Genomic DNA, 17,478 nt, shown 5'->3' with positions numbered 1-17,478 from the left:
GTCAAAAAGGCAGCGGGGGTCACCCACTGCCTTCTAATTCTGCCAGAGATGGCCGGCTATCAGGCCGCCAGGTCTTCCAGGTCGCTGCCCTTGAACATCTTGGCGAGGTTCAGGAAGCAGATCATGCCGTTCTCATTGGCGATGATGCCTTCAGAGAAGGTCTTGTCGAAGGAGGCGGAGACTTCCGGAACCGGCTGGACCTGGCTCGACGGGATGGTCAGGATGTCAGATACGCGGTCAACCAGCATGCCGATAACCATATTGTGGACTTCGGCCACGACGATCGCAGAACGCTCGTTGGCAACGGTGCTCTTCATGCCGAGCTTGTAAGCGAGGTCGATGATCGGAATCACCGAGCCGCGCAGGTTCATCACGCCGATGACGTCGGCCGGTGCATGCGGGATCGGGGTGGACGGCGCCCAGCCGCGGATTTCGCGGATCGTCGTGGTCTTCACGCAGAATTCCTGATCATGAAGACGGAATGCAATGATCTCGAGGGTATCGCCGCCGAAGCTGGTGGAGTTGATGGTGGCCATAGTAGTCTTCCCAACCTTCTTTATATCTGAGCGAGGATTGCACCTTTTCAGGCGCGAGCACCGTTCGCCGCAAGTTTCCGCCCCGGCACTGCAGCGAGGGCTGCATCTTGACGTGTGGACCCAAGCTTACGGGAAGTTAGTTGCTCAATTCTAAACTGTCCGACGAGTTTCCTCAGGGCAGACGCCTGTTGTGCGAGGATATCGCTCGCAGCGGTGCTCTGTTCGACCATGGTCGCATTCTGTTGCGTGTTCTGGTCCATGTCGTTCACCGCTTTGCCCACGGCTGCGAGGGCTGTCGCCTGTTCGCGGGACGAGTCGGCGATGGCGGCGACATTGCCGTTGATCTCCTGCACCTCGGTGACGATCTGTTCGAGCGCACGTCCTGTCTCGCCGACCAGTTCGACACCGTTTCTGACGTGATCCGACGAGGCGTTGATCAGGGACTTGATCTCCTTTGCAGCCTTGGCGGACCGTTGCGCCAGTTCGCGAACCTCCTGGGCCACCACGGCAAAGCCCTTGCCGGCTTCGCCCGCGCGGGCTGCCTCAACGCCTGCATTGAGGGCCAGAAGGTTGGTCTGGAAGGCGATGTCATCGATCACGCCGATGATGTTCGAGATCTCGCGGGAGGAGTTTTCAATCTGGTCCATGGCGCCAATGGCTCTGCGGACCACGTCGCCCGACTTCTCGGCTCCTTCCTTGGTGCGTGCGACAAGCTGACCAGCTTCCATCGCGCGCCTTGAGCTGTCGCTGACCGTGCGCGTGATCTGTTGCAGGGCGGATGCCGTCTCTTCCACGGATGTCGCCTGGGTTTCTGTCCGTTTGGCAAGATCGGCGCAGGATTTGCGGATCTCTTCCGAACCGGATGCGATGCCTTCGGTGTTGCCGTTGACGTCCTGCATCGCCGCGCGAAGCCGGTCGAGCGCGTTGTTGAAGTCCTGACGCAAGCGATCAAAGGCGGGAATGAAGGGCTGCTCAATGGCAGATGTCAGGTCACCGTTGGAGAGGGCTCCGAGACCTTCGGCAATCGCATCCACGGCCTTCACGCGGCCGGTGATATCGGTGGCGTACTTGACGACTTTGGCGACCTTGCCGCAGGCGTCGAAGATCGGGTTGTAGGACGCCTGGATCCAGACTTCCCGGCCGCCCTTGCCGATGCGCTTGAATTCCTCGGAGACAAACTGCCCGGCAGCCAGCGTCTTCCAGAATGCAGCATATTCCGCCCTTTGGGCATAGGCCGGTTCGCAGAACATCGAATGATGCTTGCCCACGATTTCGACGAGCTTGTAGCCCAATGTTGCCAGGAAGTTCTCGTTCGCCGTAATGATCTGACCGGCGGGCGTGAACTCGATGACTGCCTGGACGCGACTGATCGCTTCAAGCTTACCCGCATCCTCGGCAGACTTCTGCTTGGCGGCCGTGATGTCGGAAGCGAACTTGACGATCTTCTGCAGCTTGCCACCCCGGAAGACAGGATTGTACGAGGCCTGGATCCAGATCTCAGTCCCGTCCTTGCGCAGGCGGCGATATTCGCCGCTATCGAATTCTCCGCGGTTCAGCCTGACCCAGAAGTCGCGGTAGGCTTGTGTACTGGCATGGGCCGGATCGCAAAAGATCCGATGATGCTTGCCACGGATATCAGCGAGCGAATAGCCCAGGGCCTTGCAGAAATTCTCGTTCGCGTTGAGGATCGTGCCATCTGGTGAAAATTCGATGATCGCCTGAGAGCGGCTAAGAGCATCGAGAATAGCTTTCGAATCGAGTCCCGGAAGAATCGTCATTCCCACTGTAATGTCCTAGAATTTGCCGACATGGAGGGCGTCGGTTCATGCTGCGTACTAATGGGATGATCGTAAACAAACGGTATTAACGGAGGCTTCCATCCTCTGAATGGAAGCCTCACATAGCTTGGGCGTAATCTGTTCAATCTTGGCATATCTTCGACCTATGGGCATTTGCGCCTTGGTCGAATTGGCCAATATCAGGTTGTTCTGATAGGCCGTGCCGCCGCGCGCGTCAGGCTGCGCGCGTTGGCCGGTCGAGGATCCGCTTGCCAAAAAGGCTGGCGGCAAGGTCGACCATGACACGGGCGCTGCGGCCACGATCGTCGAGGAACGGGTTGAGTTCGACCAGGTCCAGGGAGGAGACCAGGTCCGAGTCGTGCAGCAGTTCCATGATCAGATGGGCCTCGCGAAACGTCGCGCCACCTGGAACCGTGGTGCCCACGCCTGGTGCTACGTCCGGATCAAGGAAGTCGACATCCAGGCTGACATGGAGAAGCGCATTGGCTTGGCGAACATCCGCGAGGATGCGCTTGAGAATGGCGCCCATGCCTTCTTCGTCGATCGCCCGCATGTCGAAAACATTGACGGCGTTATCGCGGATCGCGCGGCGCTCGTCCTCATCAACGGAGCGTATGCCGACCTGATAGACATGACGCGGGTCCACCAGCGGTCGCGTTGCATCAAGGATCGGGGCAAATTCGGCTTGGCCGCAGAAATAGGCAACCGGCATCCCATGGATATTACCCGAGGGGGACGTTTCCGGTGCGTTGAAATCAGCATGAGCATCGAGCCACAGGACGAAGAGCGGCCGCCCCTTTTCATGCGCGTGACGTGCCATGCCGGACACGCTGCCCATGGACAAGCTGTGATCGCCTCCGAGCAGAACCGGTACAGTGCCCCGGTGTGCGGCCGCATAGGTCTCCGCCTCGATTGCACGGGTAAAGGCACCGACGACCGGCAAATGCTTGGCGTCGTCCATCTCCGGCAGATCTGCAGCTGGCGAGGGACGCAGGTCCCCGCGGTCATCGACGTGGTAGCCCAGATCTGAAAGCGCTTGGGCGATGCCGGCGATCCTGAGTGCTGCCGGCCCCATGCCGCAACCGCCACGGCCGGACCCTTCTTCCAGGGGCACGCCAATCAGGGTGATATCCGCCGCATCGCTCATCGTTTTCTCCAGGTTCGCCATTGGCGGTCATTCTCGTCAAAGGGCGCGCTGTCAAAAAGATGGAAGATCGCCATAAAGCACGATAGTCTGCGCAAATCGCAACTAGAGTATGACGATTTGCGCAATGGATGATCTCGATCGCGATATTCTTGGTGCCTTGCGCCAGAACGCAAGACTGCCTGTCGCTTCACTCGCAGCCATGACCGGCGCGTCTCGGGCGACAGTCTCTGCGCGCATAGACCGGCTGGTCGCCAATGGCACTATCGCGGCCTTTACCATCCTGACCGGCCGGGAGATCCAGTCGAGCGGCGTGCGCGCGATCGTGATGATTGAAGTGGTTGGCAAGTTTGCAGACAGGGTGGCGCAACAGCTGCGCGGTTTGCCTCAGGTGCGAGCGCTGCACAGCACCAATGGGCGCTGGGATTTCATCGCAGAACTCGAAGACAAGGATCTTGCGGGCTTCGACGAAACCCTCCGGCGCATTCGTCTGATTGAGGGCATCAATCTCACCGAATCCAGCATTCTCCTGAAGACCAGCAAAATCGGCTGATCGTCAGTATTCCTTCTCGTAGAAGATGCCGCCCCCGGCGCCGGTGCCTCCGGCTTCGCCCTTCAGCTTCACGCCCCGTCCAATATCGAGGTTGATGACGGCCTTTGCGTCGCCGCTGCCGGTCTGTTCAAGTTCGAGATAGGTCCGGTCATTGAGGTATTTGCCGGCGCTGATCGTGGTCTGGCCGGTCTCGTCGGTGGAAATGTCGAGATCGTCGATACCGAGCGTCGAGCGCAGGGCCTGGAACAGTGATGTTCCGCGGCCGCCCGCAAGCTGAGCTGCGGCGTCTGCCAGCTGCGCGATCTGCAGTGCTGAAAGGCGTGACATGGATTGTCCGAACAGAAGCTGTGCCAGCACTTCGTCCTGCGGTAGGGCAGGGGAGGAGGAGAAGCTGACCTGCGGATTGCTTGCCAGTCCCGTCAGTTTAATCGTCAGCGTGGTGCTGCCCGAGAGCGTTTGCGCCTCGAGATCGAGGATGGGCACGAGATCGCCGCCGAAGGTTATCGTGGCCCGTGTGATTTCGAGCCTGCGCGTCAGGATCTGCATCCGTCCCCGGCGAAGCTCGAAGGCACCGGAAACATTCGGTGCCGAGGCCGTGCCTGTGAGAGCAATGGTCCCGCCCAGTTCAGCGTCGATGCCGCGTCCCCGCACGAAGGTCTGCGACGGAGAGGATATTGTCAGGTCGAGCCGGATCGGAGCGCTTGCGGTGCGTCCTTCGGCCGGGCGGTCATCGCGCTGCTGGCGCAGGATCTGCGGCGGTGCGTGGCGGTGGACGATGTCCAACTCGCGCAGGCTGGCCGGGCGGCTTTCCGAAAGGGTGACGGACGTGCGCGCCAGATTGACCGTTCCGCCGAGCGTCGGGCCTGCGAGCAGGGGGCCGGATAAGGTCAGGCGCGCATCCGCCGTGCTCGTCACCGTGTCACCGTCGACATAGACGGCCTGATCGAGATTGATCGAGAGTTCGGCCGGGAGGCCTGCGCCACGAATGTCGACATAGCCGGATGCGGACACGCGACCGCCGGTCGCAAAGTTGCCCGTCAGGTTTCCGATTTCGGCACGGCTGCCGGTGAGGTTGATCGTGGTTGAGATGTCTTCGATCGCAAGGTTGCGCCGGACGTCAACGATCCGGGTGCCACTGGTGGTGATGGTTCCGGTGACGCTTGGCTGGGAGGCATTGCCGCCAATGGTCAGGTTCACATTGGCATTGCCGTCGGCGACGAGCCCCTGGGCTGCCAGCTGCGTGTTGAGGGCAGAAAGCGGCACCGCACCCTGAACCTTGAGGTCGAGAGCGGTATTGTTTGCAAGGTTGACAGCGCCCGTCACGCCGAGGCCGATGCCGCCACCACTGATCCGGCTTTCGAGTGTCAGCCGGTTGTTCTCGAAGCGACCATTGGCGGTAATGCCGAAGGCGGCCAGCCCAGCCGAGCGGGTCTGGGCGATAGAGGCGCCCTGCATATCCAGCCGATAGTCGGCAACGGGGGCAGATGCCTGGCCGCGTACGTCAATACGGCCATTGATCGTGCCTTCTGGCGCGACCGACGGTGCAAATGGCGCAGCAACAGAGGCCGGGACATTGGCGATGTCGACCTTGAGGTCGAGGGTGGTGCCGACGCGACCATTCAGGGTGACGCGCCCGGACCCAATCGCGATCACCGTCTGCTCAATCGCAACGCCACCATCGGCGAGATTGATAGCTGCCGGAGCGGAGAGCGTCAGCGGCAAACCGCGTGGCGTTGCAGCCAAGCGGTCGATGGAGATGCCCAGACCTGCAGCGCCCTGTTGCAGGCTACCGCGCAGCTCTGCAGGAGCTCCGTCATACAGCCCTTCAAGGTTGAAGGCGGTCCGTGTGCCGGCCTGCTCCAGCTGAAGCTTTGCATTCTCGACGCGATTTGCCCCTTGCGAAGCGCTCTTGGCGGTAACCGAACCGTCGATGCTGAAGGTCTCCAGATTGTCGATAGTCAAATCGACCTCAGGTTTTTCAATGCGGACGTCCTCGCGGGTCAGTGTCTCACCGGTGGCGTTGACCTTGCCGCTGATGATGCCGCCACTGTTTGACAGGGTCACGGTCCCGCGGAGGTCACCACCGAGATCCTGCCCAGCCAGGGCTGCAAGCAGGCTGAGATCCGAAAAATCGAAATCCAGCTTCCCTTCGGGCTTAAATGTCCGGTCAAGCGAAAGCGCGCCGGTCAGACGGTTCGGGCCAATATCGAGCGACAGATCCTCGACCTTGGTCACGCCACCCGTGCTGAGGAGCTGGCCGCTGGCATTGACCGGCTTGCCGTCCAGCTGGCCGGTAAGGCTCAGGCGCCCGCTCGGGGACTGAGGATTGAGCATGCCGTTGATGCTGAGCGCGAGGTCGTCGATACGGTAGCCCGCGGCAATTCCCTCCGGGATCACAACCTTGATGTCGGCGTCGATCGCATCGAGCGGACCGCCGGCGGATATGTCGAATTCGGCGGCGCCTTGTGTCTGGTCGATGAACAGCCCGACATCACTCAGCCGTCCGGTCAGATTGGTTGAAATCCCGCCTTCCTGATCCAGCGCAAGCGAGCCCTGCGCCGTGCCGAGGCTCGTCTCAAGGTTCAGTTCGCGCAGGCTGATGGCGGCAGGGGCGGCAAAATCGACGCGGGCCGTGGCCGAGATTGGGCCGGAAATCGGGGCGGGAATCCTCTGGCGCAGATCGGCCGGCAGCACATCGCTGTCCGCCGTGACACCGACGCGTCCGGCGAAGGTTTGGGCCGTGGGGTCGAAGGTGCCGGACAGTGCGGCATCGATGCCATCGGAAGTGATGGTGAGGTTGGCGATTTCGATCGTTTCAGCGATCTCGGCCTCGAGGGACGCCGTGAGCGGCGCTTCCACCGAAGCTGCGATTTCAGGGTCGGAAATCTGTGCCCCTGCGACGGAGAGCTTGGCGCTCACCGGGCCCTGGCGGTTCAGCAGGTCAAAACGGTTGCTTTCTGCGTTGACGATGATGTCGGAGAACCGGCCTTGCGGCAGGGTCAGTTCTGCCAGATCAAGTCCCGCCTTGATGTCTGCGGCGGCGGCATTTCCTTTCAGCGTCAGATCGAGCTTGCGCAGCTGAAGTTTGGCCGTCAGGTCGCCGGCGTTTGTCGCCAGAGAGACCGGGTCGCCATTGGCGCTCGCAGCAACGGTCAGGTCATTGTCGCCCTGAGGATCATAGCGGCCCTTCGCCGCTAATGTGATGGCTGCACTGGCGAGGCGTCCTTCATCGATTGTGAGCGCCCCATCGGGTGACAATGCAGCCTTGAGATCGATCGCCGTTTCACCGGCAAAGACGTCCCGCAGTTCCGGCGGCATGAGGTCGGCGAACTGTCCGCCGCCCTTTGCGGTGATTTGTCGTGTCCCCGCTGCATCAAGCTGGTGCGTTGTTTCAACTGCGATGGTTTCCCGGCCGGCAAGTGCTGCCGTGATACTCCCGGCCCAATTGTCGAGCGGCCCTTCGCCGTCGACACGCAGCGACAGTGGTGGGCGGCCTGGCACCTGCAGCAGGGTGCCGACAATGCCGTCGCCGGGTTCTTGATAGTCGAGCCGTATGCGCAGACGGTTTTCGTTCGGGGCATAGAGAACATCGGCGATGGCGTTGTTGCCGACATCGTCCAGTCGCGTTGCCGTCAACCGGCTGGCAATCGTGTCGCCGGCGATGTCCAGCGAACCTTGGGCCGAGAGCTGCAGCTCGCGTTGCACCAGAGCTTGGCCGAGATGGATCGAGGGTAGGTCGAGATTGCGGACAGCGATCTCGACGGGCAGGGAAAAGGGCTCGTCCGATGCCGGTTTCGGTTCGGCCGAGACTGTTGGCGGTCGCGTCACGGTTATCTTGTCTGCCCGGATCGTTTCCGCGCTGAAGCGCCGGAGCAACAGGTCCTGCGGCGACCAGTCGAGGGTCAGTCCGTCAATGGTCGCATAGATGCCGCCTGCGTCGGAGACGGTGATTTGTCCGACAGAGAATGGGCTGCTCAAGAGTGGGGCTGGGTCGATAATGGCGATCCGGCGATTGTCGGCGGAGACGAGTGCCGCGATCCGATCGGCAACAAACTGGCTGCCCGACCTTGAGAAGCCACCGACAAGCACGATCAGAATGATCAGCGCAAGACCCGCCGCAACGAGGCCTCCGAGGAGACGGGCCGTCCATTTCAAAATGCGCTTCAGCCAGATCATCGTCTGCTTATTCCCGTCTGTCGTGGTCAGAAACTCTGACCAATGCCGGCATAGATGCCATAACGGCTACCGCCCTCGTAAGGTTGCAGCGGCATGGCCACATCGAGCCGCAGCGGCCCGAAAGGCGTCATATAGCGCAGGCCGATGCCCGCCCCCATGCGCAGATCCGAAAAGTCCGGCACTTCGGAGTCTGAGGTGGTGCCGATATCGACGAAGGGCACAAGGCCGATCGTCTCGGTGACCGAGACCCGGGCCTCAAGATTGGCGGTCACGAAGGAGCGGCCGCCCGTGCCGTCGCCTGCATCTGTATAGGGCGTGATCTCCTGGAACGAATAACCTCTGACCGAGCCGCCACCGCCGACGAAGAAGCGCCGGGTTGCGGGGATCGCCGAGAGGTCGTCGCCGCCAATCAGGCTGCCAGCGGAAAGCCGCGCGGCAAGCACGACGCGATCTTCCTCGCCAAGTCCGAGATAGGCCGACATCGAACCCTCGAGCGAGGTGAAGGCCGTCTGGCCGAAGAAGTCGTAGCTCGGCGTTACGGTCGCTGTGCCGTAATAGCCCTCGGTGGGGTTGAGTTTGTTGTCGCGGGTGTCGCTGACATAGCCAACGGGAATGCCAAGCGTCAGATAGGTGTTGCCGTCACCGAAAGCGTCGTCAATGCTGTCATAGGCGAGCGAGACGCCGGCGTTGACTGTGTCTTTGTCGTTGATTTCATACGCAAGCCCGACCTTGCCGGTGATCGTCGCGGCATCGTAAAAATCGGTGGTGACGCTGCTCCCTTTCACGCTTGCTTCCAGAGTTGCCGAGGGGAAGAAGGCGCCGGGCTTGATGAACGTTATGCCCGCATTGTAGTCGAGTGCGGAGAGATCCGTCACGTCGCGATTTTCACCGAGACCGCGCACCGAGCCTTCTATGCGCAGGGACTCTGCCCCGCCAAACAGGTTGCGGTGGCCCCAATAGCCTTCAAAGCCTGCGCCATCCAGCGAGGAGTAGCTGGCACCCACGCCGAAATAGCGGTGCTTGCCTTCCGAGACCATGATGCCGATCGGCAGGCTTCCGTCATTCGCGAGATCGTCGGCCTCTTCAATCGTGACCGACGAAAAGACGCCGAGGGCGCGCAGGCGCTCTGCCGCCTTGCGCAGCTGCTGTGGGGAATAGGTCTCGCCAGGATTCAGGCGCGAATAGCGCTCGATAAAGTCCGCCCTGACAGTTTTAGAGCCTTTCACCGTCACGGTTCCAAGCGGTGCAACGGGGCCGGCCTCGACGGAAATCGTCACGTCCACGGTGCGTGTCTTGTGATCGGCCACAACTTCGCGTCGGCTGACTTCGGTCAGCGGTCGGCCTTCAGCCTTCAGGGCCTCGGCCATCTGCTCGGTTGCGCGCAGGATCTTCAGCGAGCCTGCGCTGTCTCCTGCTGTCAGATCATAGTCTGCGGGGTTGAGCTTTGCTGCGTCTCCATCAAGCGTCACGCGGCCCAATGTGAACGGCTCCCCGGGCGTGACGCTGATTGTAACCGGGACGGGGCGCGAACGGTCAAAGGTCGGGTTGGGCGGCAGGGCGTCGATATCGCGTCCATCAATGGTTACGCGCACGACACCGCCATAAAGTGAATTTTCGTAAAGCGTGGCGATGAGACGATCCCGATCGTCGCGGGCCTTGATCACCAGGCCGAGGTCGCCGGATACCGGCTTATCTTCGCCAGCCAGGAGCAAAGAGGTATTCTCGAGCGACTTTTCGAGCTTCCTGTCGCTCGCACCCGTTTCAAGCGTGATGGTGTAGTCGAGCGGGTCGATGATGTCGCGATCCGGTTCGTCACCGCCGAACAACTTGATGCCGAAAATCTCGAAGGCTTCGGCCTGGCCGACAAAGAGCGGGCCCAGAGCCATTGGGAAGACCATCGCCGCGGCAAGGGCGTATCGCAACGCTTTACTGTCTTTCCGCAAGGTCAATCCACTCGGTCTTCGCATATCGCTTCATCGCGACGCTTCGGCACTCCTCAGGCCGAGGACAACTTAGGCGCAAATGCGCCGGAAGGGATACCCCTTTTTTAACCGAGGGCTTAAAAAGGGCGGGGAGTGTTGTTTCCCCGCCCTTTGATCATCAGTAGCCGCGCGGGCAGGCGTCGATGTAGCGGCGGCCATAGCGGTCGCGGTAGTAGCACTGTCCGGGCTGTTCCGACACATTGCCGATCACCGCGCCTGCAACGCCACCGATGGCCGCGCCGACGGCTGCACCGCGGACGTTGCCCGTGGCAAGGCCGCCGATGATGGCGCCGGAAGCCGCGCCGATGCCGGCACCCTTTTCGGTCTGCGTGCATCCTGCGACCGACAGGCCGACAAGCATAAGCACAAGAGCTTTTTTCATCCGATTTCTCTCCTAGATCCATGCGCCCGGCTGTGCCGGCTTTCTTAACGTTTGCCACCCCGCCCAAGGGCATGCCGCGCGGCGGTCGGCTGGGGCCAAGCATAGCCTTACCCGCCCGAATGTCCATGGTCGCGGCTCACACCTTAGAAGAGTGGCGCTTTTTCATGAGCGATCGAAGATGAACCCAGGATTTACAGGCGCTCTCATGCTGCGGCGCGGCACATAAAATTTTCGTTTCGCGCCTTTTGGACGGTTGCACATGTCACGGAAAACTCCCACTCTGCCGCAGTGTCCGGGAGAGACACGAGGAGGAACAACATGGCTAAAGTGACACTGACGGTGAATGGCCGGACAGTGAGCGGAGAGTGCGAGGATCGCACCCTGCTCGTGCATTTCATTCGCGAAAAACTTGGTCTGACAGGAACGCATGTGGGCTGCGATACCACCCAGTGCGGAACCTGTGTCGTTCATATGGACGGGAAATCGATCAAGAGCTGTTCGATCCTGGCCGTCCAGGCCTCGGGATCGTCCATCACGACAATCGAGGGCCTCTCTTCCGGCGGTGAGCTGCATCCGGTGCAGGCGGCCTTCAAGGAACATCACGGCCTCCAATGTGGCTTCTGCACGCCCGGCATGGTGATGACGGCGCTCGACATGATCTGTCGGCACAACGGTGCGCTGGATGAAGCCACCGTCCGCCACGAGCTCGAAGGCAATATCTGTCGCTGCACGGGCTACCACAACATCGTCAAGGCCGTGCTTTCGGCCAATGAAGCGATGACCGCCGGCCGCCAGGCCGCCGAGTGAGGATCTCGGCAGTTCCGGTCGCTGCGCCCGAGAGCCTGCGATGGCCTCTCCGCTGCTGACTGAACTGCCTCTGTCCAACTGCCTGAATTCCTGTTTCTCTGGAGGAGAAGACAATGGGTGTTGAAGGAATTGGCGCGCGTGTGGCGCGCAAGGAAGACAAGCGTTTTCTGACCGGCAAGGGCCGGTATACCGACGATATGGTCGTCCCCGGCATGAAATATGCCTATTTCGTCCGTTCGCCCTATGCGCATGCCAAGATCAAATCCATCGATATGTCCTCGGCCAAAGCCATGCCCGGCGTCATAGACGTGCTCGACGGCAAGCAGCTCCTGGCCGATGGCATCGGCAATCTGATCTGCGGCTGGATGGTCCATTCCAAGGATGGGACGCCGATGAAGATGGGTGCCTGGCGCCCACTCGCCCATGAGACCGTCCGTTATGTTGGCGATGCGGTTGCCATCGTCATTGCCGACAGCATCGGCGAGGCGCGCGATGCGTCCGAAGCGGTCGTCGTCGACTATGAAGAACTGCCTGTTGTCACCGGTGCCGTGGACGCTCTCAAACCAGGCGCGCCCCAGCTTCATCCGGAAGCCCCCGGCAATCTGATCTTCGACTGGGAAATCGGCGACAGCGCGCTGGCTGATGCGGCGATCGCGCGTGCTGCCCATGTCACCGAGATCGAGATCCTCAACAACCGTCTTTCGCCAAACCCGATGGAGCCGCGCGCAACGCTTGGCATCTACGACACGGCGGAGGATCACTACACCTGCTACACCACATCGCAGAACCCGCATGTGGCGCGGCTCGTAATGAGCGCCTTCTATAATGTCGCGCCGGAAAATAAGTTGCGGGTGATTGCGCCAGATGTTGGCGGTGGCTTCGGCTCGAAGATCTACATCTATCCGGAAGAAATCGTCTGTCTCTGGGCGTCGAAGAAAACAGGCGTGCCGGTCAAATGGACCTCGGACCGCACTGAGGCGTTCCTCACCGATGCCCATGGCCGTGACCATGTGTCGAAGGTGAAGATGGCCTTTGACGAGAACAACAATATCATCGGCCTGAAGGTCGACACCATCGCCAATCTCGGCGCCTATATGTCGCTCTTCTCCTCCTCGGTCCCGACCTATCTCTACGCCACGCTGCTGTCGGGCCAGTATGCGATCCCGGCGATCCACGCCAATGTGCGGACCGTCTATACCAACACCGTGCCGGTCGATGCCTATCGCGGCGCCGGGCGTCCCGAGGCGACCTATCTGCTGGAGCGCACCGTCGAGACGGCGGCCCGTGAACTCGGCGTATCGCCGGCAGATCTGCGCCGGCAAAACTTCGTGCGCACCTTCCCGTACCAGACGCCTGTCATCATGTGCTACGACGCGGGCGACTACGACGCCTCGCTGAATGCCGCGATGGGCGCTGCCGACTGGAATGGTTTCCCTGCTCGCAAGGCGGAAGCGGCACGACGCGGCAAGCTGCGCGGTATCGGCATGAGCTGCTACATCGAGGCCTGCGGCATCGCGCCGTCGGCGGCGGTCGGTTCGCTCGGGGCAGGTGTTGGCTTGTGGGAATCGGCTGAAGTCCGCGTCAATGCGGTCGGCACGGTCGAAGTGCTCACTGGCTCGCATAGCCATGGCCAGGGTCACGAAACCACCTTCGCCCAACTTGTCTCCGAACGCTTTGGCCTCCCGATCGACAATGTCTCCATCGTGCATGGCGATACCGATAAGGTGCAGATGGGCATGGGCACCTACGGCTCGCGATCCGGTGCTGTCGGCATGTCCGCCATCGTCAAGGCGCTGGACAAGGTCGAGTTGAAGGCGAAGAGGATTGCGGCCCATCTGATGGAAGCCGACGAGAGCGACATCGTCATCGAGAATGGCGAACTCAAGGTCGCCGGGACTGACAAGGCCTTGCCGTGGTTCCAGGTGGCGCTCGCGGCTTACACGGCTCACAACCTCCCGTCCGGCATGGAGCCGGGGCTGAAAGAGGGTGCCTTCTACGATCCCTCAAACTTCACTTTCCCGGCTGGCTGCTACATCGCGGAAGTCGAAGTCGATCCGGATACCGGCAAGACCGAGATTGTGCAGTTCGTTGCTGCCGACGACTTCGGCAACATCATCAATCCGATGATCGTTGAGGGCCAGGTGCATGGCGGGATTGCACAAGGGATCGGCCAGGCACTGCTTGAGGGCGTGCATTACGACCCGGCCACCGGCCAGCTTCTGACGGCAAGCTACATGGACTACGCCATGCCGCGCGCCGATGACCTGCCGTCCTTCAATGTCTCGCACCAGAACACGCCGTGCCCGGGTAATCCGCTCGGCATCAAGGGCTGCGGCGAGGCCGGCGCCATCGGCTCTCCGCCAGCGCTGATCAATGCGATCACCGATGCGATCGGCAACAACAACCTCAACATGCCGGCGACGCCGCTTGCTGTCTGGAGCGCGCTCCAGGCCAATGCGACCCGCCAGGCCGCCGAATAAGGAAGGAGAGAACCATGCAGCTCTATTCCACCAGCTACCATCGCGCCTCTTCCATCGAGGATGCGGGGAAACTTCTTTCCGGTGCGGCGGACGGCAAGTTCATCGCCGGCGGCCAGACGCTCATTGCGGCATTGAAGCAGCGTCTCGCCCAGCCGTCCGATCTCGTTGACCTGCGCCATATCGAAGCGCTGAAAGGCATCACGGTGAATGGCCCTCAGGTGACGATCGGGGCAGGGGTGACCCATGCGGAGGTGGCGTCTTCGTCGGCCATCCGCGCGGTTTGTCCAGCGATTGCGAACCTTGCCGCGATGATCGGCGACCCGCATGTGCGCCATATGGGGACGATCGGCGGATCCATTGCCAATGACGATCCGGCTGCGGACTATCCGTCGGCCGTGCTCGGACTTGGGGCCACGGTGATAACCAACAGGCGAGAAATCGCGGCGGATGATTTTTTCGTGGGCTTGTTCGAAACCGCTCTCGGGGAAGACGAAATCATCACCGCAGTTCGCTTCGATGCGCCGGAGAGGGCTGGTTATGCCAAATTTGCCAATCCCGCCTCGCGTTATGCCATGACAGGTGTGTTTGTGTCGAAAGGGTCTTCGGGCGTACGCGTCGCTGTCACTGGTGCCGGGTCATCAGGCGTTTTTCGGCATGCGGGGCTTGAGGCTGCACTTGGCGGTAACTGGTCTGCCGATGCAGTCTCCGGTGTCGAGATCGATTCGTCGAACCTGATGTCGGACATGCATTGCACCGCTGAATATCGGGCCAATCTCATTCGCGTCATGGCAAAAAGGGCCGTGCAGGCTGCCTGAGTATCGCCCGTACCTCGCCTGTCTTCGGCAAAGGACGGCCCCGGCCGTCCTTTTTTCCTGAGATTGACGCAGATCAAGTTTGATATCGTGCAATCCGTTAGTATCTATATGTGAGAATTCTAAAATTCGCGCCAATTGTCGCAGTTTAGAATGAATGTACAAAAGCGGGGTTGACCCCGAAGCCGCAGACACCCAAAAGGGTGGAAAAAGACTGGAGTTGCAGGCATGGATTTCGAGGCCTTTTTCAAGGATCAGCTGGCGGGGCTTCACGAGGAAGGCCGTTACCGCGTCTTTGCCGACCTTGAACGCCAGCGTGGCAACTTCCCGCGCGCTACCCGCTACACCGAGAACGGCACCCAGGACGTCACCGTCTGGTGTTCGAACGATTATCTCGGCATGGGCCAGAACCAGATTGTCATCGATGCGATGAAGCAGGCGATTGATGACTGTGGCGCGGGTGCGGGAGGCACCCGGAATATTTCTGGCACCAACCACTACCACGTTCTTCTTGAGCGCGAGCTTGCTGACCTGCATGGCAAGGAATCGGCGCTGATCTTCACCTCGGGTTATGTCTCGAACTGGGCGGCGCTTGGCACACTCGGCGCCAAGATCCCGGGGCTCATCATCTTCTCGGATGCGCTGAACCACGCATCGATGATTGAAGGCATTCGTCACGCGAAATGCGAGCGGGTGATCTGGAAGCACAACGATGTGAAGGATCTCGAAGCCAAGCTGGCCGCCGCCGATCCGCGTGCGCCGAAGATGATCGCCTTCGAGAGCGTCTATTCGATGGATGGCGACATCGCGCCGATCAAGGAAATCTGTGATCTCGCCGACAAATATGGTGCGATGACCTATCTCGACGAAGTGCATGCCGTGGGCATGTATGGCGCCCATGGTGGCGGCATTGCAGAACGCGAGGGCCTGATGGATCGCCTGACGATCATCGAAGGCACGCTCGGCAAGGCCTTCGGCGTGATGGGCGGTTACATCGCTGCCTCGACTGCGCTTTGCGACTTCGTTCGCTCTTTTGCCTCGGGCTTCATCTTCACGACGGCGCTACCGCCGGCGCTGGCTGCCGGTGCCGTTGCATCGATCCGCCATCTCAAGACCAGCCAGATCGAGCGCTTCGCCCATCAGGAGCGCGTTCGTCGACTGCGTCACATGCTGGATGCCGCCGGCATTCCGCATCTGCCGAATCCCAGCCATATCGTGCCGGTCATTGTCGGTGACGCTGCCAAGTGCAAGTGGATCTCCGACCTGCTGCTCGACAACTGTTCCATCTATGTGCAGCCGATCAACTACCCAACGGTCCCGAAAAAGACCGAACGGCTGCGCATCACCCCGACGCCGCTGCATTCCGATGCCGACCTTGAGCATCTGGTCGGCTCGCTGCACCAGCTGTGGTCGCGTTGCGCGCTGGCTCGCGCGGTGGCCTGACGGGGCTCAGAGAGAATATGACTTGCAGCGGGCCGTGGAAACACGGCCCGTTTTGCGTTTGACGACTTCAGGTATCAACCCGATTTACGGCTTGCGCTGCGCAATCACGTCCGCCGCCTTCAGCCGCGCCTCGCGGTCGATCGCAAATACATCATCGATCGTCGTGGGAGCCGCAATCTCGGTCATCGCGTCCATCACGGCCTCCACCACCTCTGCCATGTCGAGGAAGCGGATGCGCTCCTCGACGAACGCCCCGAAAGCAGTTTCTTCGGCAGCATTAAGGATTGCGCCCTGTGCGCCACCGCGTTGAAGCGCTGTGCGCGCAAGCCGGATGGCGGGGAAGCGGCTTTCGTCCGGCGTTTCGAAATCGAGCCGCGCGAGCTTGGCGAAATCAAGCCGTTCGACGTTCAGTGCGCAGCGCTTCGGATAGGTCAGGGCGTAGCCGATCGCCGTGCGCATGTCGGGTACGCCGAGCTGGGCGATGACAGAGCCGTCCGCATAACCGACCATCGAATGCACGATGGATTGCGGGTGTACGATGACCTCGATCTGGTCTGCCTCAAGGTCGAAGAGATACTTGGCCTCGATCATCTCCAGCGCCTTGTTGAACATCGAGGCGCTGCCGACGGATATCTTCAGGCCCATCGACCAGTTCGGGTGCGTTCGGGCCGTCTGCAGCGTCACGTTTTCCATCTGCGCCCTCGTATAGGTGCGGAAGGGGCCACCCGAGGCCGTCAGGACAACGCGCTCCAGGGCGTGGCGTTGATCATTGTCGAGACACTGGAAGATCGCCGAATGTTCGCTGTCGACCGGGATCAGCCGGCCGCCCCCCCGGCGCACAGCGTCGACGAAGAGCGCGCCGCCGGTGACCAGGCATTCCTTGTTGGCGAGTGCGATGTCGGCCCCCCGGGCGGCGGCGCGCAGCGTGGGGCTAAGGCCTGCCGTGCCGACGATCGCCGCCATGACCCAATCGGCCTCCAGGTCGGCCGCTTCCATCAACCCGGAGACGCCCGCTGCAGCATCTGTTCCCGTGCCCGCCAGCAGATCCTTTAGCGCCATATACTGGCTTTCGTCGGCAGTGACGGCGAGCTTCGCACCAAAACGCCTTGCCTGTTCGGCCAGGAGCTCGAGATTGCCATTGCCAGTCAGAGCCATGACCTCGAAGCGTTCGCGGCCATCGAGTTGCTCGATGACATCCAGCGTGCTGACGCCGATCGATCCGGTCGAGCCGAAAACGGAAAGGCGACGGGGCCGGTCTTGGTCGATCATGCTGCTAATGTCCGGTTGCTTGAGGCTCTGAAGGCTCTACAAGGGAAAGAAGAGAGCAGCAAGAGATCGCATTGCTCCTGCGTACAAACCGAGGG

12 protein-coding genes are annotated in these 17,478 nt (G+C 61.2%); 5 read left to right on the top strand and 7 right to left on the bottom strand.

Annotated elements, in window-relative coordinates; all coding sequences use genetic code 11:
- Window positions 1-59 precede the first annotated feature (59 nt).
- From ACSV9I_RS12890 to rocF, 3 genes are all read right to left on the bottom strand, one after another.
- Window positions 60-536 (bottom strand): chemotaxis protein CheW, encoded by a 477-nt coding sequence (locus ACSV9I_RS12890; RefSeq protein WP_054157864.1) that lies wholly within the window; start codon window positions 534-536, stop codon window positions 60-62.
- A gap of 47 nt (window positions 537-583) precedes the next feature.
- Window positions 584-2,314, bottom strand: coding sequence for a methyl-accepting chemotaxis protein (locus ACSV9I_RS12885; protein WP_438329190.1), 1,731 nt, complete (start codon window positions 2,312-2,314; stop codon window positions 584-586).
- A gap of 235 nt (window positions 2,315-2,549) precedes the next feature.
- Window positions 2,550-3,482: an arginase gene (gene rocF / locus ACSV9I_RS12880; RefSeq protein WP_438329189.1), complete on the bottom strand. Its 933-nt coding sequence runs from the start codon at window positions 3,480-3,482 to the stop codon at window positions 2,550-2,552.
- A gap of 124 nt (window positions 3,483-3,606) precedes the next feature.
- Between rocF and ACSV9I_RS12875 the strand changes: the two genes are divergently transcribed.
- The gene (locus ACSV9I_RS12875) at window positions 3,607-4,032 is read left to right on the top strand and encodes an Lrp/AsnC family transcriptional regulator (protein ID WP_054157862.1); all 426 of its coding nucleotides are present in this window, start codon (window positions 3,607-3,609) and stop codon (window positions 4,030-4,032) included.
- A gap of 3 nt (window positions 4,033-4,035) precedes the next feature.
- Here the strand turns inward: ACSV9I_RS12875 and ACSV9I_RS12870 are convergent, their stop codons facing one another.
- The 3 genes from ACSV9I_RS12870 to ACSV9I_RS12860 all read right to left on the bottom strand — a co-directional run bounded on the left by ACSV9I_RS12870 (window position 4,036) and on the right by ACSV9I_RS12860 (window position 10,572).
- The gene (locus ACSV9I_RS12870; protein WP_438329188.1) at window positions 4,036-8,208 is read right to left on the bottom strand and encodes a translocation/assembly module TamB domain-containing protein; all 4,173 of its coding nucleotides are present in this window, start codon (window positions 8,206-8,208) and stop codon (window positions 4,036-4,038) included.
- Window positions 8,209-8,234: 26 nt separating this feature from the next.
- Window positions 8,235-10,175, bottom strand: a complete 1,941-nt coding sequence (locus ACSV9I_RS12865; protein ID WP_438329187.1) for an autotransporter assembly complex protein TamA — start codon at window positions 10,173-10,175, stop codon at window positions 8,235-8,237.
- 133 nt (window positions 10,176-10,308) lie between these two features.
- Window positions 10,309-10,572, bottom strand: a complete 264-nt coding sequence (locus ACSV9I_RS12860) for a glycine zipper domain-containing protein (protein WP_054157859.1) — start codon at window positions 10,570-10,572, stop codon at window positions 10,309-10,311.
- Window positions 10,573-10,890: 318 nt separating this feature from the next.
- On the opposite strand from ACSV9I_RS12860, the gene ACSV9I_RS12855 reads away from it, so the two are divergent.
- The 4 genes from ACSV9I_RS12855 to hemA all read left to right on the top strand — a co-directional run bounded on the left by ACSV9I_RS12855 (window position 10,891) and on the right by hemA (window position 16,114).
- Window positions 10,891-11,379, top strand: coding sequence for a (2Fe-2S)-binding protein (locus ACSV9I_RS12855; RefSeq protein WP_054149870.1), 489 nt, complete (start codon window positions 10,891-10,893; stop codon window positions 11,377-11,379).
- 113 nt (window positions 11,380-11,492) lie between these two features.
- Entirely contained in the window at window positions 11,493-13,859 is a 2,367-nt protein-coding gene (locus tag ACSV9I_RS12850) for a xanthine dehydrogenase family protein molybdopterin-binding subunit (RefSeq protein ID WP_438329186.1), read from the top strand.
- A gap of 14 nt (window positions 13,860-13,873) precedes the next feature.
- A complete protein-coding gene (locus ACSV9I_RS12845; RefSeq protein ID WP_438329185.1) occupies window positions 13,874-14,674 on the top strand; it encodes an FAD binding domain-containing protein in 801 nt (266 codons plus the stop codon).
- A gap of 225 nt (window positions 14,675-14,899) precedes the next feature.
- Entirely contained in the window at window positions 14,900-16,114 is a 1,215-nt protein-coding gene (hemA, locus tag ACSV9I_RS12840) for a 5-aminolevulinate synthase (protein WP_054157856.1), read from the top strand.
- A gap of 84 nt (window positions 16,115-16,198) precedes the next feature.
- Here the strand turns inward: hemA and dxr are convergent, their stop codons facing one another.
- Entirely contained in the window at window positions 16,199-17,383 is a 1,185-nt protein-coding gene (gene dxr, locus ACSV9I_RS12835; protein ID WP_438329184.1) for a 1-deoxy-D-xylulose-5-phosphate reductoisomerase, read from the bottom strand.
- Between the last annotated feature and the right edge of the window lie 95 nt (window positions 17,384-17,478).

Source organism: Rhizobium sp. G187, from assembly GCF_051549525.1.
Lineage (GTDB): Bacteria > Pseudomonadota > Alphaproteobacteria > Rhizobiales > Rhizobiaceae > Allorhizobium.
This window is presented reverse-complemented; position numbering and strand designations above follow the sequence as displayed.